The following is an 18,139-nucleotide window of genomic DNA, read 5'->3' as shown; positions in this document are numbered from 1 at the left end:
GCGGGGCGTTTTTCCAGCCGTCTGAAAGGCCGCTTGCAATGAACGCTAATAACATCAGCGAACTGGTCCTGCTGCAGGCCCATGAACTCGCCGAACGCATCCGCCTGCGCCAGGTTTCCTGCCGGGAAGTGATGCAGACTTATCTTGCCCATATCGAACGTTTCAACCCCTTAGTGAATGCGCTGATCAGCCTGCAGTCGCCTGAGAATCTGCTGGCCCAGGCTGATGAGCGCGATGCCGACCTGGCGCGCGGCGAGTACCGGGGCTGGATGCATGGCCTGCCCCATGCGATCAAGGATCTGTCGCTGACCCAAGGCATTCGCACCACGCTCGGCTCGCCGCTGTACAAGGATTTTGTGCCTGAGCGTGACGGCATCATGGTCGAGCGGATCAAGGCAGCCGGCGCGATCATTATCGGCAAGACCAACACCCCGGAATTCGGTCTCGGTTCGCAAAGCTATAACCCGTTGTTTGGCGCCACTGGCTGCGCTTTTGATCAGAGCAAAACCGCGGGTGGCAGTAGCGGTGGCGCGGCGGCGGCACTGGCGATGCATCTGGTGCCGGTGGCCGATGGCAGCGACATGATGGGTTCGCTGCGCAATCCGGCGGCGTTTAACAACATCTTTGGCTTTCGCCCGTCGCAGGGGCGTGTGCCGTTTGATGACAGTGCTGATCTGTTTTTCGATCAGCTCGGTTACGAAGGGCCGATGGCGCGCAGCGTGAAAGATGCGGCGTTGTTGTTGTCGGTGCAGGCTGGCGGTGATGCTCGGGCGCCGTTGTCCATCGCTGAATCCGGTGAGGCGTTTGCGGCGCCGCTGGGGCGTGATTTCAAAGGCACGCGCTTGGGTTGGCTGGGTGATTTCAACGGTTACCTGCCGATGGAGAACGGCGTGCTGTCGCTGTGTGAGAGGACTTTTGCCGACTTTGAAAGCCTCGGTTGTCAGGTTGAAGCGGTTCAACCGGGATTCGCGCCTGAGCGGCTGTGGAGCAGTTGGCGGACGTTGCGGCACTGGATGGTCGCGGGGTCTTTGGGCGCAACCTATGCCGATCCGCAGAAACGCGCGTTATTGAAACCGGAGGCGATCTGGGAAGTGGAGAACGGCTTGAAGCTGTCGGCCGGCGAAGTGTTCGCCGCCTCGGTGGTGCGCAGTGATTGGTATCGGGCGATTTCTCGACTGTTCGAAAAGTATGATTACCTGTTGCTGCCCAGTGCTCAGGTGTTTCCGTTCGACAAGACCCAGCCATGGCCAACGTCCATCGAAGGCGCGACGATGGACACGTATCACCGCTGGATGGAGGTGGTCATCCCCGGCACGTTGTCAGGTTGCCCGGTGGCCAGCGTCCAGGCGGGATTCAATGCGCAGGGTTTACCGATGGGGCTGCAAATCATCGGCAAGCACCAGGCCGACTTCGCTGTCCTGCAATTGGCGCACGCTTATGAGCAGGCCAGCCGCTGGTTCGAACGCTGCCCTTCGACCCTGTTGAGCCAGTGATTTTGATAAACGGTTGAAAGCGTAGAAAAATTTTTTAAATTTACGCTTGACGCTTTTCCATTTCAGGGGAATAATGCGCGCCACTTGGCTACATAGCTCAGTTGGTTAGAGCATAGCATTCATAATGCTGGGGTCCGGGGTTCAAGTCCCTGTGTAGCCACCAAGTACCGGTTTACAGATGTCTACATGAGTCTCTAAACCACCTCAAGAAGCCCGCCTCGTGCGGGCTTTCTTGTTTCTGGCTATCTCTCGTTGTATCCCCCTATACCTTCCCTCCGTGTATCCCCCTGTGTATCCTCGACAAATAATTGAACCGAGGGGATACAAGCCCAAATGAAGCGATCCGAGATAAAACGCCGCCCCCTTTCCGATACCGCATTGGCCGGCCTGGAGCCTGATGCCAACGAGTATCGCGAATTAGACGGGAGCGGCCTTTATTTCCGCGTGAAGCCTGATGGCCAAAAGTCCTGGCAGCTTCGCTACAAGAAGCCCGACGGCAAATGGTCATGGCTTGGGCTTGGCGGTTACCCGGAGGTGAGCGGATCGGTCGCTAGGCAGAAAGCTACCGAATTGCGCACTGACGCCGCCGACGGCAAAAACCCGATCGTTACCAAGCAAGCCCGCAAGAAAGCAGAGAGGGACATCGCCGGCGAGACATTCGAGCCACTGGCGCGAGAGTGGTACGCCTCTCGTCTCACCAACTGGGACGCGGGCACCGCCAAGCGAATCATCGGCGCCTTGGAACGTCACGTCTTCCCGGTGTTCGGCAAACGCCCCTACACCGACATCACACCGCTTGAGTGGATGGAATTTCTGCGCGGCATGGAACAGCAGGGAATCCTTGAGCAAATGAGCCGCGTGCGCTCGTACTGCCGAGACGCCTACGACTTGGCCAGGGTAACTGGCCGGGCAACCCATAACCCGCTCGAGGGGCTACAAAAATATCTCCAGTCCGGCAAGACCGAAAACTACGCCCATGTCTCACCCGATGAACTTCCCGGCCTGATCCGCGCCATCGCTGCCTATCCACACGCTCACGATGTGCGCCTCGGCCTGCGCCTGCTGAGCCTGTTCGCCGTGCGCCCCAGCGAGCTGCGCGAGGCGCAGTGGTCGGAGTTCGATTTCGCCAAGAAGGTCTGGACGATCCCAGTCGAGCGCAAAGGCCGCAAAAAGGGACTTGAGCACCTGGTGCCGCTTTCGTCTCAGGCGATCGAGGCGTTAGAGGAACTGCGCCAGTACACCGGCAGCTATCCCCTTCTGTTCCCTGGCCGCAGCGACCACACCAAACCACGCAGTGATACCGTGTTTCTGATGGCGCTACGTCGCATGGGATATGAGGGCCGGCAAACCGGGCACGGCTTCCGGCATATCGCCTCGACGGTGCTCAACGAGAACGGCTTCGACGAGAACCACGTTGAGGCCCAGCTATCACACAAAAAACCCGGCGTTGCTGGCATCTACAACAAGGCTCAGTACCTACCGCAGCGCACAACCATGATGCAATGGTATGCGAACTACCTCGACGGTCTCGCGGGCGGCGTTGTTGTTCAAGGTGACTTCGGCAAGAGGGCCTGATGCGGACCTTCCTTTGTCCGCATAGACAGCTATAGACTGAGTGCCACCACTGTTTAGATAGCCAGTATCCAAGCAAGGTAAAATTTTTGTTTCCCCAGTTCAACGGAGCGAATGGCGGACTTTTGGCCATCCAAACACCAAACAAATTCAAGGACACCCGACAAGGGGGCAACAATGGCAAGAGCTGAGATTCCAGAGTGGTTTGACTACAAAGCCTATCAAGCCCCCCTTTCGCATGAGCAATGGGGTGTGTGCATAGAAATGCGCGCGTTGTTTGTTAAGTCGAAAAATCATTTAGACAAAGCTAAGCAAGAGAGCTTTTTTAAAACTTTTGCTGGCCGCATCCCTGGCGATTATGGGGTAACTGAACGGCACACCGATCCTTTTCCAGTGAGGTCGATGATTGCAGCGGACCTAGCCGTAATTTCTGCATCTTGGTCTGAAGACCCTTCCTGGCAAGCGCTTTATAAAAAAGTGTGCTCCGTTGTAGGAAAGCAGGCCCCCTCGGATTTACTGGATGAAGTGGTCGATATCTACGAGAGTGGAAGCTCGCTAAAAAAAGAGGCGCTGGAGAAGGTTGGTTGGCTTGCACCAGAGTTTTGTCATGGCGTCCCTATAACCGTAGACCTAGATAGCGATGATGAAACGCTCAAGCTTGCTTTCAGCGTATGGCTCGCCGGAATTAGGTGCGATATGAATGAGCGATTCAAAAAACCGATCAACGAAGACGATTTTCAGAAGTGGCACAAGTACAGAATTCTCGCAGCTTTTGATCTGTACCAGTGGGCAGAAATCAGAGGCGTACGCTTCACGAATAACCAGATAGCGAATGCGCTATTTCCGCCCAACTCCATCGCCTTTGAGGACAGAGACGTTGATATGGGAGAGCGGATTAGGAAAGTGGTCAAGCCACTGATGGAGCAAAGCATCACCTCAGAGACTGTCCGTCTTATCAAGGCAACAACTAGGCTTGAAACGTACTTGGGCCAAGTAGTGGAAAAAGAAAAGGAAGAAAGGAAAGCAGCCGAAGCGGAATCAAAATGAGAAAAAATCATTCCGGAATCGTCCGATGCCTCTCGGGCTCCGGATTCAAATTCCGGATTTGCGGTGCCGGAATAGCTTTTATCAGAAGCCTGTCCGGAACGAGATACGCGTTTTCCGATGACTTCTGTTGCTGGGCGCAACACCTTTAAATCTGTTCCCGAGGACACATCAGTCTCTATCACTCGGGATACAGAATCATGCAATCTATACCAACCACTACCACCCACCAATTTGATCCAGCCACCGTCATTATTCGCATCAGTGAGCTATCGAAAATCACTGGTTACGCCCGCCCCACAATCTACAAGCGCCTCAAAGACGATCCGACCTTCCCCCGTCCAGTCCCGCTGAGCGATAGCAAATCGCGTGGGGCACCTGTCGGCTGGATTCTGGCTGAGGCGCAAGCCTGGGTGCGCCAGCGCATCGCTTTGCGCGAGGTGGCCGCCTAATGAACAAAAAAAAGGCCGACCAACAGGCCAGCCACAAAAATACTCACGTCGAGAATACCAGCGGAACCGCACAACGCGCTCGCCTTTTGGAGCGCCTACACGCCGGCCCGATTGATACCTTCACCGCTATCCGTGAACTGAACATCATCCGTCTTGGTGCCCGCGTCAATGAATTACGCGGCCTCGGATACAAAATCCTGACTCATCGTCTCACTCTGAACGACGATCAAGGCCGCCCCCATCAACGTATGGCACTTTACTACCTCAGCAGCAACTCGCCGGCGGAGGTGACAGCATGAGTGCCCGCATCATCCCCTTCGACTACGAAGGCCAGGCAGTGCGCTTCAATGCTGATGGCTGGCTCCATGCGACAGAGATAGCGGAGCGCTTTGGCAAAGAGCCTGCGCAATGGTTGCGCCTCGACTCGACCAAGGAATACATCGAGCGGTTGTCTGAGCGCATGGAGAAAAGTAATGTGGGGAAATCACACATTACTCTGGTGAAGACCCGGCGCGGCAACACCTCCACCAGCGGCACCTGGCTCCACCCCAAGCTGGCAGTGAAGTTCGCCCGCTGGCTATCAGTGGACTTTGAAATCTGGTGCGACGAACAGATCGACGCCTTGGTACGCAGCGATCAAGGTAATTGGCAGCAGTCGCGGCAACACTCGGCCGTCGGCTATCGCGGTCTGTGTGAGGCTCTGGCAATCGCTCATGAGGAGAGTGGCAAGACTCCCCAGCGCCACCACTTCATCAACGAAGCCAAACTGATCAACCAGGCGATCACCGGGCAATTCGCCGGCCGCAATCGCGATGAGCTCAGCGCCCATGAGCTGGTGCTGGTCACCTTGATCGAGATCCGCGACGTGCTGCTGATCGGCCAGGGCAAGGACTTCGCAGCCCGCAAAGCATCCCTACTGCGCTACGTCCAAAGCCTGACGGCCAAGCACCTTCGGAGTGATGCCGCATGACAGCTATGCTCATGATCAGCGATAAACGGTCGATAACTTTTGTTGCAAGCAGTCGTGGTCGTCGGTATGGTTTGCCCGTCGCTGCAAATTCAGCGACCGGGCTTGGTAACCCGATCAGCAAAAGGCGCAACAGCGCCCCCATTACGATTGCAGGCGCTTTTTTTGTGCCCGCAGTTACGTGTTATGGCGGCTGTGCGTGGGAGGCATTCGTGCCTGCCGGGTTCCTTTTGCCCCGGTTTACCAACCTGCGTACAGCTGCCACCCATTCGCTTGGTAACGAACGTGGCAGCTCCTCAGCAGAAGGAGCTACACCGATGAAACACGCCCTCATTCCATCCGCAATTCGCGCACTTGCTCACCGCCGCATGGCCCTTAGCGCCCTCCGCGCAAACTCATCACTTTCAGTTCGACTTGCCCGCTACAACGCCCACATGACCATCGTTCGCAAGCTGGAGCATTCCGGAGGTGCGGAATGATCAACGTCAGCGAGACCAGCAACACGAGCAGTCCGGCAGCAACTTCTCCGCTGCCGCTGCCCCATTACCTACTGGACGAACAAAGCGCCTCGCTGGCCGAGTTCATCGCCGCAGAGCGACGTCACGCAACTCGCTGGTGGACGCACCTCAACGAAATGCGCCGGCGCAAGGAGCTTCCTGATTGGGTGGCGGCGGAGATCGGCACGCATCAGGAACATGACCGCATGCTTGAGAGGCGGAAAGCCGTCAATCAAGCCCTGTTCGGATCGGACGATCTGGGCGGCGATCAGCCGTACCGCGGGGTAGCCCTATGAACCAGCCAGCGCGCTCACCCTCGATCCTATTTATCAGCCTCACGTTTTGCTTTCAGCAGCCGTGTACTGGCGCGCAGCGCCGACGCCCTGACCTAAGAGGTTAAGCATGAAAATTCAAAACGGCGCATCTGCGTCGACGGGATCGGCTTGCCTGAAAAAAGCCACTGAACTGTTTTACGTCACCCACCCGAAGGTGCCCAAGGCTTTGCTAGGGCCGTTCTTAAGTGAGGCCGACGCTGAGTGTGGGCGCGTTGTTATGCGTAGTGCTGACGCTCAGGTGACGGCCTGCCTGGTTGACGGGATCGACGACATCACCCACTGGCACGGCGTGAACAATGGTCAAGTTTGCCGGGCTTTTGCTGGCGCTGATCGCCGGGAGGTCAGTCATGGGTGACGTGACTCCAATCAAGCGCAAAGGCAGTGGCGGCCCGCCCGCGGCTGGCGCTCATATCGACAGCGCCAGCTATACGCTGCTGGTGGAAACCCTGGTCGGGTTCCTGGAGCTACGAATCTCAGAGGGCGACCAAGGCCGCCACTGCAATGAGCTGGAGCGCCTGACTCAGAAACTGGAGAGCTTGGCCAAGCGGTTTACCCCGCCGAAGGGGGCCGCATGACAGACGCAACGATCCAATTCCGTGATGCGCTCCAGGCCGTCTATGGCCCTCTCGACTGGCTACCAGTGCCCGACGGTGCAATCCACCGGTTCCGTGTGCCAGAGGATAAGCCTGGCTCGCTCAACGGCTGGTATGTGCTGTACCTGGACGGCATTGCATCCGGCGCTTTCGGCAGTTGGAAAGCCGGCGGCGCCAGCACCTGGTGTAGTCGCGAACCGGCGAACGCCCGCGAAGTGACCCAGATCCGCGAGCGAGTTGACCAGGCCCGGCGCCAGCGCGAAGACGAGCAACACCGGCGCCAGCAGCAGGCCGCCGAGAAGGCTAATCACTGGTGGCGCAATGCGCGCCGGGCCGCGCCCGACCATCCGTATTTGGTCGCCAAGGCGGTTCGCTCCTACAGCCTGCGCCAACGTGGCAATGACCTGTTGATTCCGCTGTACCTGGATGGGCGCTTGGTCAACCTGCAACGAATTACTCCGGACGGCGAGAAGCGCTTCCTGTTCGGCGGCCGGATCAAGGGCACCTATTCACCGCTGGGCATCATCGAGCCAGGTTCTGTGCTTTGCATCTGCGAAGGGTGGGCGACGGCCGCCAGCCTCCACCAGCACGGCGACTATGTCGTTGCCGCTGCCATGAACGCGGGCAACTTGCTCCCGGCGGCGATCGCCCTTCGCGCTCGCTACCCGGGCCAACCAATCGTCATCGCTGGCGACGACGACCGACTCACCGATGGCAACCCGGGGCGCGCAGCGGCAAACGCAGCGGCGGCGACCGTGGGTGGCCAAGTGGCTTTCCCTGAATGGCCGGAAGGCGCTCCCGAGGACCTCACCGACTTCAACGACCTCGCCAACTGGAAACTCGCCCATGTCCAAGACTGACACTAACGTGATCAACCTTCGGCCGGACGCCGCGGCCATTGCGCCAGATCGCCCCTGCTGGGCGGTGTATGAGCATTGGGTGATCAATGAGAAAGGCCGCAAGCTGCGCCCGGGCGTTTACTGGCATAGCTTCAAGCGCGCCGCCGCCGACCAGGACGACGCCGAGGGCGATACCGGCGACCGGCCTATCACTGATGAGTGGATCTCCAGCCCCGTCTCCGTCGTCGCCCGCACCACCAACAGCGACGATGGCAGCGAAGGCCGTTTGCTGCGCCTGGTCACAGAGGGCGGCATCAAGGAATGGATCATCGCCATGGAGGTGTTCGGCGGCAGCGGCGAGGACGCCCGGCGCGCCTTGTTCGGGATGGGCGTCATCATTGCCCTCAAGAAACGCGGTACGTTCATGGAGTACCTCCTCGACCAGCATCCGGCAGAAGTGTTTGCCACCACCAGCCGGCCTGGCTGGCATGAGTCGGGTGCGTTCGTTCTGCCTGGGCGAACCATCGGCAGCGCCAATGTGCGGTACCAGGCCAGCAACAAGGCTCAGGTACTTTTCAGCCGGCGCGGCGAGCTGGAGCTGTGGCAATCGGAGGTGGCCGCCAAGTGCACAGGCAATCCGGTACTGACACTGGCGATCGGCTGCTCACTGGCTGGCCCGCTGCTGAGTTTGGTGGGAGTACTGGGTGGTGGTGTTCACCTGGTGGGCGATAGCTCGAGCGGCAAGTCACTGGCGCAACTGATCGGATCGTCGGTATGGGGCGATCCTGGTGTGTTCGCCGCCAGTTGGGACATGACCAAGGGCGGCCTGGAGATCGAGGCATCGAGCCGCAATGACACCATCCTGCCCTTGGATGAGATCAAACGCGCCGACCCCAAGCGCGTACAGGAAATGGCGTACTCCCTCGCCAACGGCCAGGGTAAGGGCACCATGACCCGTGAGCGCGAAGGCCGCGCTAAATTGAGCTGGCGCCTGCTGACACTCTCCAGCGGCGAGCGCTCACTCTCTGAGCACGCGGCCATATCCGGTAATGCCGCCCACGCTGGCGCCGAGTTGCGCATGGTCGACGTTAACGCCGGTACACGCACATACCGGGCCTTCGACGAATTACATGGGCTTGAGGGAGCGGACTTTCACCGGCAGCTCACCGTGGCGGTCGGAGCCCACCACGGCTACCTTGGACCAGCCTTTGTCGAGAAGCTGATCGAGAGCGACGACCGGGCCGGCCTACTGGAAGACTTCGCTGGGGTACGCGCCAGCTTTGTGGAAGATAACGCCCAGGCCGGACGCGTAGCCGATCGGTTTGCAGTGATCGCACTGGCCGGTGAAATGGCAATCGCGTATGGCCTGCTGCCTTGGGTGCCGGGTACCGCCCTTGCCGACTGCCGCTTGCTGTACGGCGAGTGGCTCAGCCGGGTTGGTAGTGGCAATGCAGAGGATCGACAGATCCTGGCCGGCATCCTGGACTTTATCGATCGCCACGGTAGCAGCCGCTTTTCAGATGTCGACGATCAAACGCCTGACACCAAGGTGTTCAACCGAGCCGGTTACTGGGAGCTGGTGGGCACCAACCGCCTGTACCTGTTCAACAAGCCGGCACTCATCGAGGCGGCGCACGGCTATGGCCTGTCTCGCATCATTAAAGCCTTGGAGGGCGCTAACGTCCTCGCACGCCGTGACAACGAGCGTAAAACCAAAAACTACCGCCTCCCTGGTGGTGGCCAGGCTCGTCTCTATGTGATCGATCCAGACATCATGGATCGTGAAGGCGGTGGCGTATGAATGTCACTCAAAGACCAGCAATCCAGATTGCCCAAGCTCACAGGAACCTAGAATCACTGGCAACAGTGGCAACACCGGCAACGGCCTTGTGTGGTGTGGCTTACAGCCGTTGCCACCCTATAAAAAAAGTGGCAACAACTGGCAACGCACACCTTATTTTCAACATAAGAGACCCGCACTTTCCCTTCATTTGGTTATCACTGTTGCCGGTAAAAAACCGGTGGCAACAGTTTGGCAGCATCGGCAACGCCTGGAGGCTACGGTTTACGGGGCTGTTGCCATTGTTGCCGCTGTTGCCGGTGTTTTTGAAATCACAGGAACATTGGATCAGCAGTGATCGGGACGAGGTGACGGCATGAGCCTCCTTTCCGGTCTGCTCAATCACATGCCGCCAGCTATCGCCGGAGTCGACTCGCCAAAAGTGGATAGCCGGCCTCGCCCGCGCCTGGTCCTGGCCAGCCCTGTCGAGCGCACTCAACGGCTCATCACGAGCCCACACGCAAGCGCTGCCACTGCCACACCTGAGTGGCGACAAGCCCGTGACCGCTACCTCAACCACATCATGGTTTGTCGGAGCTGCTACGCACCCACCGGCCGCCATTGCACGGCTGGTGCCGACCTGCGCACCAGCTACGACGCCACACCGATGGAGGCGCACCAATGACGCCCAGCCTTATCACCCGCTTGTGCAACATCGGTATGAAACCCGGCATCAGCACCGCCACTCAGCTCATCACCACCCGGCGAATCTGTCGTGCCATTGCTGACCAGCTCGACGTTATCCGCAGTGAACGGCGAGCCCTACGCCGGCAAGCGGGAAAGCTGAAAGCGCTTCTCCCATTCACCCGGCAGGCCATTGCGGAATTGGAGGAGCAGGCCCGCGAACACCAGGAGGCCACCCGCAGCGGAGCGTGGAGCGCACTCGCTGGGTTTGGCCAATCACTAATGTTCGACCGTGAGTGGCTGGCGCAGGCGCTGGGCTTCGACCAGATGTGCGACCTGCTCGGCGTCAACCCAGTACATCGCGATCGGGCCAGCGCAGACGGTGACACCAGCCTTCGCGGAGTGGCGTACCTATCACAACTGGAGGACAGCGCCGACCGCAAGAGCCACGAATGGGGCGCCGGTGGCCCGCTGTATCGCGCCTGCCACGCCGCCCTGATCAGGTTCATCAGGGAATGCCCAGAAGATCAGTTGCCCGACCCATTCGCCCCTGGTGCGCCGTTCGGCCCAAAGCTGCCGCCAGCCCTGAGCATCGTCAGCAACTGACCATTTTCCGCGCCACGTTTTGCGAATCACGAAAACGTGGCGCGACACCTAGCAACACCACCGGGCACCAGCCCATGACCAGCGCCAACCGCGCATAGAGGAAACATGACGGACCAAGACAGCAACACAACGGGCCAGGCGCCCACACACCGGGAGCACTTCGCCGAGGCGTGCAAGATCACGGATTTTGCCGTCGCCCCAAACATGAATGGCGGCTACCTCGTCTGGGAAGTGCAACACATTCGTGAGGGGCAGAAGGTGACCATCGACGGGCCATTCTTTACAGAGGACGAGGGAAGGATCTCGGCCGACCTGCTACGCGGAACATTCCGTGGGGCTCGCGCCTACCAAGCGATTCATTGCTGGGCGTGGAACCCAGACCCTCGCCGCGAAAAAGCTATCCGTGACGACGCCATGGCATCCCGAATGATGCTCGCCATTCAGATCGGCGCCGAAGTACCAACCCACACCACCAGCGACAAGTAGGAGAAACAAATCATGGCCGCACTCTCGATTGAATACACCCCAATGAGAAACATCAGGCTCTGCGCGCAGTTACGACAATTCGGAAAGTCTTACCCGCTCGCCGTCCGCACGCCGGCGGAAGCCATAAAAGCCTTATGCGTGCAGATCCCCGGGCTCGAGAGATTTATCTCCAACGCCAAGTCGAGAGGTCTGGAGTTTGCAGTGTTCGTGGGCAAGAAGAATGTCGGAGAGACGGAGCTGGGTTTCCAGGGCGCAGGCGACATCATCATTGCGCCCGTGATCACCGGCAGTAAGCGCGCAGGCTCTCTTCAAACCATTGTTGGCGGGATATTGATTGCAGCAGCATACGTGCTGTCTTTCACCCCATTCGCTGCCGCGTCACCTTTTCTGTATTCGGCAGGCGCAGCAATGTCCATCGGCGGGATAATTCAGATGCTCAGCCCTCAGGCCGGCGGTCTGAAGACCAGCGCGGCGCCCGAGAACACGCCCGGCTACGCCTTCGGCAGCGCCAAGAACACCACGGCATCCGGCAACCCGGTTCCGCTCTGCATCGGCGAACGCCGATGGGGCGGCGCGATTATCAGCGCTGAGATCTACGCAGAAGACCAGATGTAGGCCCCCTGTGGCGGTGCTAAAGTGGCCGCCTCATGGAAAGGAGATCTCATGCTGAAAATTACCGCTGTTGCCGCCCTGGTTGCCCTAATGGCCGGCTGTGCTACTTCTCCGGTACCCACGAAAACCGCTGTTGCGGTACCTCCTGAAAGGGTTCTCGCATATCAGACGAGCTCCCCAGGTACCGGCACACTGTCGGTAACCAGAGACTCTGGCCATACGGGAAGTCTTTGCTCGGTGGGCCTTTTCGTAGATGGGAAAGTCGCGGCACTACTCAAGCCCGGAGAGAGGGTTGCCCTCCACGTCCTAGCAGGGTCTGTTGTTGTCGGTGCGGCCTACCAAGGAAGCGGTATCTGCGGAATGGGTGCGGCCAGGCAAGAGCGAGAGGCAATCGTCACGGACGGGAAAGTAAAAAACTACCGCATATCAACGAGCGGTGACGGTGTTTTAGATATTCTCCCCACCACGCTGTAATGAAAAGATAGGGCCGCCTCCGGGCGGTTTTGTCGCGTTTTGAGACAGACGATATGGTCTCACTGAGACCAAATCGTCTGCTTCGTTGGCCGCCTAGATGGTCGCTTGTAACCACTCTGGTAACCACTAAAAGTAACCACCCCGCCTGGTTACCATCCGTCAAAGGAAAGGGCAAATCAGGATTGCCGATCAATTTTCGACGCCGCCGGTAACCAGCGGAGCAAATCCACATCACTCATCGGCCGGGCGAACAGATAGCCCTGCCCTTGAGTACATCCCATCGCCAGCAACGCCTCTCGCTGCTCCTCGGTTTCGATGCCCTCCACCACCACTGACATACCTAGGGTCTCCCCCAATGCCAGGGTGCTGCTGACGATCGCCTGGCAACGCGGTTCGCGGAGCAAGGTGCGAATAAACTCACCGTCGAGCTTAATCTCGTTGAACGGCAACTGGCACAGGCGCTGCAAAGACGAGAATCCGGCGCCGAAGTCGTCGATGGACAATTTGCAGCCCATCATGCGCAGGCGCACCAAGGTTTCCAGGCTGGTAGCCGGGGCTTCTAGCAGTCCGTTTTCGGTCAGTTCGAAGGTCAGGCTGGCGGGCGCTGCTTCGTGCAGGGACAGGATGCCCTTGATCACCGCCGTCAGGTTGCTGTTGGTTAACTGGCTGGCGTGGAGATTGAACGAAAGGTCGAGCTTCAGCCCAGTATTTTTTGCCAGGCGCTGCAAGCTCAGGGCCTGGTTCATCTGCATGAACAACAGCGTATCGAGCAGACCGCAACGCTCCAGTACCGGCATGAACACCGCCGGCGACAGTATTCCGCGCAACGGGTGCACCCAGCGGGTCAGCACCTCAACGCCGCAGACGTCATCGGTATGCATGTCAACCTTGGGCTGATACCAGGCCTGCAACTGCTGTTCGTTGAGGGCCCAACGCACTTCTTCATCGCTGGCCAGACGCACCGGCGCAACGTTGGGCGGCGCGACACCAGGGCCACTGGAGCGCTTTTTTAGCAAATTCTCCAGGGTGTGAGCCTGCAACGGCTTTCCGACGTCACCGAGCATTTCCAAACCCAGCAACGAAACAATCTGCTGCACCGTTCGGCGCACATCGGCCGACAGGGAGCTGCTGATAATCACTGAGCCTACCAGTCCGGAATTTCCCACCTGCTGAAGAAACTCCAGGCCATCCATGCCTTCCATGCACAAGTCGCACAGGGCAATGTCCACTGCGCCCACTTGATCCAACACAGCCAGGGCGTGTAAGCCGTCCACTGCCTCGAAGACCTCGCGGCAACCCAACTGGCGCAACATGCTCACTGCGACGGCACGTTGAAAAGGATGATCCTCGAGAACCAGCACGCGTATGGGAAAACTCGTCATTGAAGTCGGCTCATCTGAAAGGAATAAGGTCGCCCGGGTGTGACGCCGGGCGGGTTGCAGCGATTTAGCGCACGGGCAGCTTGATGATCTGCTCGGTGGTCATCACGTCGCCGAAGGTGTCTTCGACTTCGGCCAGTGCCGATTGATGCAAGGCGTCCTTGTCGACGCTCCGGCCATTGAGGCGGGTGATCGCACGGGTGGCGGACGCATCGGACGCCACGATTACGTTGAAGCCCAGTGGCGCTGCATCACGGGCTGCACCGGCGACACAGGCGTGGGTCATCAGACCGCTGATGATCAGCGTATTGATCCCGGCCTTGCTCAGCTGTGCGGCCAGGTCAGTGCTGGCGAATACGCTGACGGTGTTCTTTTGCACGACGTGATCCTGAGGACGCGGCTGCATGTCCTTGTGGAATTTCACGGTCTCGCCATCAATGGCAAATACCGCAGCGCCGGCCGGCGACACGTGTTGCACGTGGTAGACCGGAATCTTGTGGTTATCGGCATAGTTGATCAGCTCACGGGCTTTCGCCAGCGCGCTGGCACCGTCCGGGATCGGCATGCGCCCGGTGAAGTATTCGTTCTGGAAGTCGATCACGATCAGCGCGGTCTTGGCGGCCGGCAATTGTGTGATTTGCTCGGCACCGGACATGGCGCGGATGGTCGGGTGATCGTTGGCGATTGCTGCACCGCTGGCAACCACGGTGGACAGTACGCAAGCAGCCATGAAGCGACGGGTAAAACGTTGCATGGGGTCGTTCCTATTTGTAGGTAATGGTGAAATTGGCGGTGGCGTTGGCGATGCCAGGCTGTGGCCCGGTGGAGTCGCCTGCGGTCTGGATGTAGCGCGCACCAAACTGCAAAGTGGTATTGCCGTCCTGGACCGGCATGATCGGCACGTCGACGCCCAGTGGCAGCGGGGTCCCATCCTGCTTCAGCACTTGCACGGCGACGCCTGTGGCGGTGGCTTCGCTGTTCAGACCGAGCACGCCTTGGCTGGCGTCGACAATCGTCGAGCCCTTGGCGCCGTCCAGGCGGATGTTCGCGTTGTTGCCGCGGAAATAGTTCCAGGTAGGATTCCCGGCATAGGTCCCGGCCACGCAGTTGTTGAGCGCGATGTTGAACCCTTCGGTGGGCGTGACGCTGCCGGGACCGTTGAACACGCGCTTTTCCCAGTTGTTCAACGGAACGTCGATGATGCTGCCCACGCCTTCGGGCATGCTGCAGCCGGCCACAGTCACGCTGCCGGTCAGGCGACCGTCGATCCAGTCGAACGGCGTACCGTTGTTGTTGATCGTGACGGTGTAAACCTGCAGGTTCCCAAAATCATTGACGCCTGCCGGGATCGGTCCGGTTTTGATCAGGATCAGGCTGTTATTGGTATTGGAGGCGAAACCACCGGTATTGCAGCCGACGTACGTCAGCGGGAAGTACCAGTTGCCGGAGGTCCGGCACAGAAAGCTGGGGCGGCTTTCGTTGACCACGCCTACCCCGATCCCCGGTATGTTCGTCGCGTACAATTGGCTGCCTTGCACCGCGCCAATGGCGGCGGTGACCGCGGGTAACTTGGCACCGAGCATGTTGGCCTGGATTGAAAACGGTACCGTCGTCGTGCAGTTGATGATCGGGAAGCGGGTGTACTTGACCAGCCCGATGGTTGACCCCACCGGCGCATCCTGAGGAATGTACACATCCCCGATGGGGTGTACGCTCTGGGTCGCGCTGGTAGACGCACAGTCGGCCAACGCCATCTCTGACAGGGCAAACGGTGCCACCGCCAGCGCGCTCAACAGCACGCGTTTTTTCCACTTGTCTATCTGTTTCATGGACGAACTCCTACGCACACAGCGTCCATCACCCGATAACCGTCGGTGGCTGGCGTGCTGCTGATATCCAAATTGATTTCACACTGCTGCGCGGCTTTGCCACCCCATTTCATGGTGTAGGTGACACCTTTGCCCGCCGACAACAGCACTTGCCCGGCCTGGCCGACCACGCCGACGCTGGCGCCCTGGTCGTCCTGCACGGTGGTGCCGAAAGGTAAAAGCGAGCCGTCCTGCAGCCGTACGTTGAGCAGTATTTTTTCCGAACGGCTGGCGGCGAATACCGCCTTGACCACCGCACCGCGACGCGGCACCACGTTGGTCACGCCTTCGGCGATATCGACGTTGGTTTCCAGCTCGCTGGTGTCCACGGCCACGCGGTTCTTGCGATACGGCGTGACATACGGCACCAGGGCGTAACCCTTGTCGTTGGTCAGGGTGCCCGGGGCATTTAGCAGGCCGACCTTCGGCGTGTCCTTGACCTCCACCAGCGCCACGGTCTCGCCCAGGGTCTGGCCGAACTCGACGCCATCGCCATGGGCCAGCACCGAGCCCGCCGCGCTGACCGACGTCTGCCGGTAGCCCGAGCCGACGCTCACACCAGCGCCCAACTGGGCAAACGGTGCGCGGTAGCCAAGCAGCGCCGAACCGTTGTTGCCGGTGTTTTCCACGCGGTTGGCGTTGACGTTGTAGTTCAGGTTGCCATCGCGGCCGCTGAGGCCGGCCCGTTGATCCAAGCTGCCGTCGTTGTTGCGGGTAACGCTGAACGTGCCGGTACTGCGGGTTTGTCCCAGGGGCATGGACACGGTAAACACCACCTGGTTGTTCTCGCCGAAGTTGTCAGTGAGGGTCTTGCTGGCGTACACACCATAAGTCACGCCCTTGTACTGGGTGTTGAAACCCAGCTGCATCTGCTTGTCTTCCCGGGAGGAGCCCCAGTAGTTCTGCTTGCTCAGGTTCAAGTACAGCGAGCCGTAGTTGTCCAGGGCCTGGTTGACGCTGGCCTCGACCTTGCTGCGCTTGGAGAACTGGCTGTAGTCGTTGGGTTGCTGCAAATCCACGGCTTCGCTGAAGTCGCGATAGCCTTCGGTGGAATAGCGGTAACCGGCGAAGCGCACCGAGGTACCGCTTTCAAATGCCTTGCCGTAGCGCAGGCCGATGCTCTGGCCTTTTTTGCTTTCGCCTTTGGTTGTGACGGCCTTGGGCACGTCAGTCTGGGCCTGGGTGACGTCGATCGACACGGCGCCGATACTGCCCAGGCTCTTGCCCACGCCCACCACACCGGCACGGTAAAAATCTGCCCCCAAAAAGCCACCGTACAGCGTCAGGTCGAACGGCAAGCCATAGGCCAGCGACGCCTGGGTAAACATCGGCCGCTCGCCACCGTTGGCCGAGTTGTACTCGCCCACCGTCGCACTGTAGCGCCAGGTATTTTCCCGCAGCATGTTGGCCAGGGTCGCGTATGGCTGGGTGAAGCGGCGTTCGCGGCCATCGGCTTCGGTGATGATCACTTCCAGGTCGCCGCTGCCCGAGGCGGCGTTGAGGTCGTTGATCTCAAAGGCACCCGGCGCCACGTAGGTGGTGTACAGCGAGTAGCCGTTCTGGCGTACTTCCACCTTGGCCTGGGTTTCGGCGATGCCGCGGATCACTGGGGCGTAGCCCTGCATCGAGTCTGGCAACATGCCCATGTCCGACGCCAGTTGCACGCCGCGAAACGGCACGCTGTCGAACACATCACCGGGAGTGAAGCTCTCGCCCATCGTCAGCGTGGCCTTCAGTGGCGTGATGTCCCTCTGCGCATAGGTATTGCTGCGCTGCCACTTGCGGCCACCTTCATCGTCCTGGCGAAACGATGAGCTGGAGCGAAAACGCCAGTCGCCGAGGTTAAAACCACCCGTGGCATACAGGTTGTATTGGTTGCCGGTGCCGCGGGCGTCGCTGTTGGTTTGCGCGGCGGAAAACTGGTAGTTGAGCATCGCGGCATTGATGCCACGGTCCCATTCCGAGGGCGCCACGTAGCCGGCCGCATCCCGGGTCAGGGCGATCTGCGGCACGCTGATATCCAGGGCCAGATAGTTGGCGTTGAAGGTCACCGAGGCGCCTTCAATCAGCGCCGTCAGGTCGATGCACGCGGGCAGCGTTTCGCCGGGCACTTTAAATGCATCCAGCTTCACACCCAGCTCCCTGAGAAAGGCTTCGGACAGGCATACACGCACATCGCTGCCCTGCTCATCCTTGATGAAGGTCATGTCACGGCGGTCGAAAAAACTCTGGTTCAAGCGAATCAGTACCGGGTAAGTCCCGGGGCCGATGCTGCCGCTGTTCGCCACCGCATCCAGGTCGAGGTTGGGACCGGCACCGGTGCCGCCAAACGAATGCATGAAACTGGCATCGAACTTGGCGGGCTCACCGGCCAGGGCCAGCTCACCGGCACAGGCGGCCGCCACGGCGACCCACAAGGGCAAACGACTAAAGCTGAAGGAGTTATCGATTCGCATGG

The 18,139-nt window shown here is 59.5% G+C and carries 21 protein-coding genes and 1 tRNA gene; 18 read left to right on the top strand and 4 right to left on the bottom strand.

Annotated elements, in window-relative coordinates:
* Nucleotides 1-38 precede the first annotated feature (38 nt).
* From ACIOWE_RS18995 to ACIOWE_RS18910, 18 genes are all read left to right on the top strand, one after another.
* A complete protein-coding gene (locus tag ACIOWE_RS18995; RefSeq protein WP_401394430.1) occupies nt 39-1,493 on the top strand; it encodes an amidase in 1,455 nt (484 codons plus the stop codon).
* Between the two features lie 86 nt (nt 1,494-1,579).
* Nucleotides 1,580-1,656 (top strand) — tRNA-Met (locus tag ACIOWE_RS18990).
* Between the two features lie 170 nt (nt 1,657-1,826).
* Nucleotides 1,827-3,068 (top strand): tyrosine-type recombinase/integrase, encoded by a 1,242-nt coding sequence (locus ACIOWE_RS18985; protein ID WP_401394427.1) that lies wholly within the window; start codon nt 1,827-1,829, stop codon nt 3,066-3,068.
* 174 nt (nt 3,069-3,242) lie between these two features.
* The gene (locus ACIOWE_RS18980) at nt 3,243-4,112 is read left to right on the top strand and encodes a DUF6387 family protein (protein WP_401394424.1); all 870 of its coding nucleotides are present in this window, start codon (nt 3,243-3,245) and stop codon (nt 4,110-4,112) included.
* Nucleotides 4,113-4,309: 197 nt separating this feature from the next.
* Complete coding sequence (locus ACIOWE_RS18975; protein ID WP_401394421.1) at nt 4,310-4,561, top strand: helix-turn-helix transcriptional regulator; 252 nt, start codon at nt 4,310-4,312, stop codon at nt 4,559-4,561.
* The gene (locus ACIOWE_RS18970) at nt 4,561-4,860 is read left to right on the top strand and encodes a helix-turn-helix domain-containing protein (protein ID WP_401394419.1); all 300 of its coding nucleotides are present in this window, start codon (nt 4,561-4,563) and stop codon (nt 4,858-4,860) included. Before ACIOWE_RS18975 ends, ACIOWE_RS18970 begins: the two co-directional genes overlap by 1 nt.
* A complete protein-coding gene (locus ACIOWE_RS18965; protein WP_401394417.1) occupies nt 4,857-5,531 on the top strand; it encodes a KilA-N domain-containing protein in 675 nt (224 codons plus the stop codon). The genes ACIOWE_RS18970 and ACIOWE_RS18965 overlap by 4 nt, the downstream gene beginning before the upstream one ends.
* 314 nt (nt 5,532-5,845) lie before the next feature.
* On the top strand, nt 5,846-6,007 hold the full coding sequence (locus ACIOWE_RS18960) for a hypothetical protein (RefSeq protein WP_401394414.1): 162 nt from the start codon (nt 5,846-5,848) through the stop codon (nt 6,005-6,007).
* Nucleotides 6,004-6,321, top strand: a complete 318-nt coding sequence (locus tag ACIOWE_RS18955) for a hypothetical protein (RefSeq protein WP_401394412.1) — start codon at nt 6,004-6,006, stop codon at nt 6,319-6,321. Before ACIOWE_RS18960 ends, ACIOWE_RS18955 begins: the two co-directional genes overlap by 4 nt.
* Before the next feature lie 106 nt (nt 6,322-6,427).
* The gene (locus ACIOWE_RS18950) at nt 6,428-6,715 is read left to right on the top strand and encodes a hypothetical protein (RefSeq protein ID WP_401394409.1); all 288 of its coding nucleotides are present in this window, start codon (nt 6,428-6,430) and stop codon (nt 6,713-6,715) included.
* Nucleotides 6,708-6,935, top strand: coding sequence for a hypothetical protein (locus ACIOWE_RS18945; RefSeq protein ID WP_401394406.1), 228 nt, complete (start codon nt 6,708-6,710; stop codon nt 6,933-6,935). The genes ACIOWE_RS18950 and ACIOWE_RS18945 overlap by 8 nt, the downstream gene beginning before the upstream one ends.
* Entirely contained in the window at nt 6,932-7,813 is an 882-nt protein-coding gene (locus tag ACIOWE_RS18940) for a toprim domain-containing protein (RefSeq protein ID WP_401394403.1), read from the top strand. The genes ACIOWE_RS18945 and ACIOWE_RS18940 overlap by 4 nt, the downstream gene beginning before the upstream one ends.
* Nucleotides 7,800-9,593 (top strand): DUF927 domain-containing protein, encoded by a 1,794-nt coding sequence (locus ACIOWE_RS18935; RefSeq protein WP_401394400.1) that lies wholly within the window; start codon nt 7,800-7,802, stop codon nt 9,591-9,593. The genes ACIOWE_RS18940 and ACIOWE_RS18935 overlap by 14 nt, the downstream gene beginning before the upstream one ends.
* Nucleotides 9,590-9,952 carry a hypothetical protein gene (locus tag ACIOWE_RS18930; RefSeq protein ID WP_401394397.1) on the top strand — a complete coding sequence of 121 codons (363 nt, stop codon included), beginning with the start codon at nt 9,590-9,592 and terminating at the stop codon, nt 9,950-9,952. The genes ACIOWE_RS18935 and ACIOWE_RS18930 overlap by 4 nt, the downstream gene beginning before the upstream one ends.
* Nucleotides 9,953-10,253: 301 nt before the next feature.
* Complete coding sequence (locus ACIOWE_RS18925) at nt 10,254-10,862, top strand: hypothetical protein (RefSeq protein ID WP_401394395.1); 609 nt, start codon at nt 10,254-10,256, stop codon at nt 10,860-10,862.
* 105 nt (nt 10,863-10,967) lie between these two features.
* Nucleotides 10,968-11,348, top strand: a complete 381-nt coding sequence (locus tag ACIOWE_RS18920) for a hypothetical protein (RefSeq protein ID WP_401394392.1) — start codon at nt 10,968-10,970, stop codon at nt 11,346-11,348.
* A 12-nt stretch (nt 11,349-11,360) separates the two neighbouring features.
* Nucleotides 11,361-11,963 (top strand): tail assembly protein, encoded by a 603-nt coding sequence (locus tag ACIOWE_RS18915; RefSeq protein ID WP_401394389.1) that lies wholly within the window; start codon nt 11,361-11,363, stop codon nt 11,961-11,963.
* A 48-nt stretch (nt 11,964-12,011) separates the two neighbouring features.
* Nucleotides 12,012-12,434, top strand: coding sequence for a hypothetical protein (locus ACIOWE_RS18910; RefSeq protein WP_401394386.1), 423 nt, complete (start codon nt 12,012-12,014; stop codon nt 12,432-12,434).
* A 176-nt stretch (nt 12,435-12,610) separates the two neighbouring features.
* On the opposite strand, the gene ACIOWE_RS18905 is transcribed toward ACIOWE_RS18910, so the two are convergent.
* The 4 genes from ACIOWE_RS18905 to ACIOWE_RS18890 all read right to left on the bottom strand — a co-directional run bounded on the left by ACIOWE_RS18905 (nt 12,611) and on the right by ACIOWE_RS18890 (nt 18,137).
* Nucleotides 12,611-13,816, bottom strand: a complete 1,206-nt coding sequence (locus ACIOWE_RS18905; RefSeq protein WP_401394384.1) for an EAL domain-containing protein — start codon at nt 13,814-13,816, stop codon at nt 12,611-12,613.
* 64 nt (nt 13,817-13,880) lie between these two features.
* Nucleotides 13,881-14,567, bottom strand: a complete 687-nt coding sequence (locus ACIOWE_RS18900; RefSeq protein WP_401394381.1) for a cysteine hydrolase family protein — start codon at nt 14,565-14,567, stop codon at nt 13,881-13,883.
* 10 nt (nt 14,568-14,577) lie between these two features.
* Nucleotides 14,578-15,642 carry a fimbrial protein gene (locus ACIOWE_RS18895; protein ID WP_401394378.1) on the bottom strand — a complete coding sequence of 355 codons (1,065 nt, stop codon included), beginning with the start codon at nt 15,640-15,642 and terminating at the stop codon, nt 14,578-14,580.
* Nucleotides 15,639-18,137, bottom strand: coding sequence for a fimbria/pilus outer membrane usher protein (locus ACIOWE_RS18890; RefSeq protein ID WP_401394375.1), 2,499 nt, complete (start codon nt 18,135-18,137; stop codon nt 15,639-15,641). The genes ACIOWE_RS18895 and ACIOWE_RS18890 overlap by 4 nt, the downstream gene beginning before the upstream one ends.
* Nucleotides 18,138-18,139: the final 2 nt, after the last annotated feature.

Origin of the sequence: Pseudomonas sp. NPDC087598 (genome assembly GCF_044743525.1) — a bacterium.
Lineage (GTDB): Bacteria > Pseudomonadota > Gammaproteobacteria > Pseudomonadales > Pseudomonadaceae > Aquipseudomonas.
Note: the sequence above shows the minus strand (reverse complement) of the source record. Positions and strands in the feature narration are given on the sequence as shown.

What these genes read in the sequence shown, in the direction of transcription:
- ACIOWE_RS18965 (WP_401394417.1), top strand. Translation starts at nt 4,857, where the DNA reads ATGAGTGCCCGCATCATCCCCTTCGACTACGAAGGCCAGGCAGTGCGC.
- ACIOWE_RS18905 (WP_401394384.1), bottom strand. Translation starts at nt 13,816, where the DNA reads ATGACGAGTTTTCCCATACGCGTGCTGGTTCTCGAGGATCATCCTTTT.
- ACIOWE_RS18915 (WP_401394389.1), top strand. Translation starts at nt 11,361, where the DNA reads ATGGCCGCACTCTCGATTGAATACACCCCAATGAGAAACATCAGGCTC.
- ACIOWE_RS18900 (WP_401394381.1), bottom strand. Translation starts at nt 14,567, where the DNA reads ATGCAACGTTTTACCCGTCGCTTCATGGCTGCTTGCGTACTGTCCACC.
- ACIOWE_RS18890 (WP_401394375.1), bottom strand. Translation starts at nt 18,137, where the DNA reads ATGCGAATCGATAACTCCTTCAGCTTTAGTCGTTTGCCCTTGTGGGTC.
- ACIOWE_RS18980 (WP_401394424.1), top strand. Translation starts at nt 3,243, where the DNA reads ATGGCAAGAGCTGAGATTCCAGAGTGGTTTGACTACAAAGCCTATCAA.
- ACIOWE_RS18935 (WP_401394400.1), top strand. Translation starts at nt 7,800, where the DNA reads ATGTCCAAGACTGACACTAACGTGATCAACCTTCGGCCGGACGCCGCG.
- ACIOWE_RS18945 (WP_401394406.1), top strand. Translation starts at nt 6,708, where the DNA reads ATGGGTGACGTGACTCCAATCAAGCGCAAAGGCAGTGGCGGCCCGCCC.
- ACIOWE_RS18985 (WP_401394427.1), top strand. Translation starts at nt 1,827, where the DNA reads ATGAAGCGATCCGAGATAAAACGCCGCCCCCTTTCCGATACCGCATTG.
- ACIOWE_RS18940 (WP_401394403.1), top strand. Translation starts at nt 6,932, where the DNA reads ATGACAGACGCAACGATCCAATTCCGTGATGCGCTCCAGGCCGTCTAT.
- ACIOWE_RS18925 (WP_401394395.1), top strand. Translation starts at nt 10,254, where the DNA reads ATGACGCCCAGCCTTATCACCCGCTTGTGCAACATCGGTATGAAACCC.
- ACIOWE_RS18930 (WP_401394397.1), top strand. Translation starts at nt 9,590, where the DNA reads ATGAATGTCACTCAAAGACCAGCAATCCAGATTGCCCAAGCTCACAGG.
- ACIOWE_RS18920 (WP_401394392.1), top strand. Translation starts at nt 10,968, where the DNA reads ATGACGGACCAAGACAGCAACACAACGGGCCAGGCGCCCACACACCGG.
- ACIOWE_RS18960 (WP_401394414.1), top strand. Translation starts at nt 5,846, where the DNA reads ATGAAACACGCCCTCATTCCATCCGCAATTCGCGCACTTGCTCACCGC.
- ACIOWE_RS18910 (WP_401394386.1), top strand. Translation starts at nt 12,012, where the DNA reads ATGCTGAAAATTACCGCTGTTGCCGCCCTGGTTGCCCTAATGGCCGGC.
- ACIOWE_RS18975 (WP_401394421.1), top strand. Translation starts at nt 4,310, where the DNA reads ATGCAATCTATACCAACCACTACCACCCACCAATTTGATCCAGCCACC.
- ACIOWE_RS18955 (WP_401394412.1), top strand. Translation starts at nt 6,004, where the DNA reads ATGATCAACGTCAGCGAGACCAGCAACACGAGCAGTCCGGCAGCAACT.
- ACIOWE_RS18950 (WP_401394409.1), top strand. Translation starts at nt 6,428, where the DNA reads ATGAAAATTCAAAACGGCGCATCTGCGTCGACGGGATCGGCTTGCCTG.
- ACIOWE_RS18970 (WP_401394419.1), top strand. Translation starts at nt 4,561, where the DNA reads ATGAACAAAAAAAAGGCCGACCAACAGGCCAGCCACAAAAATACTCAC.
- ACIOWE_RS18895 (WP_401394378.1), bottom strand. Translation starts at nt 15,642, where the DNA reads ATGAAACAGATAGACAAGTGGAAAAAACGCGTGCTGTTGAGCGCGCTG.
- ACIOWE_RS18995 (WP_401394430.1), top strand. Translation starts at nt 39, where the DNA reads ATGAACGCTAATAACATCAGCGAACTGGTCCTGCTGCAGGCCCATGAA.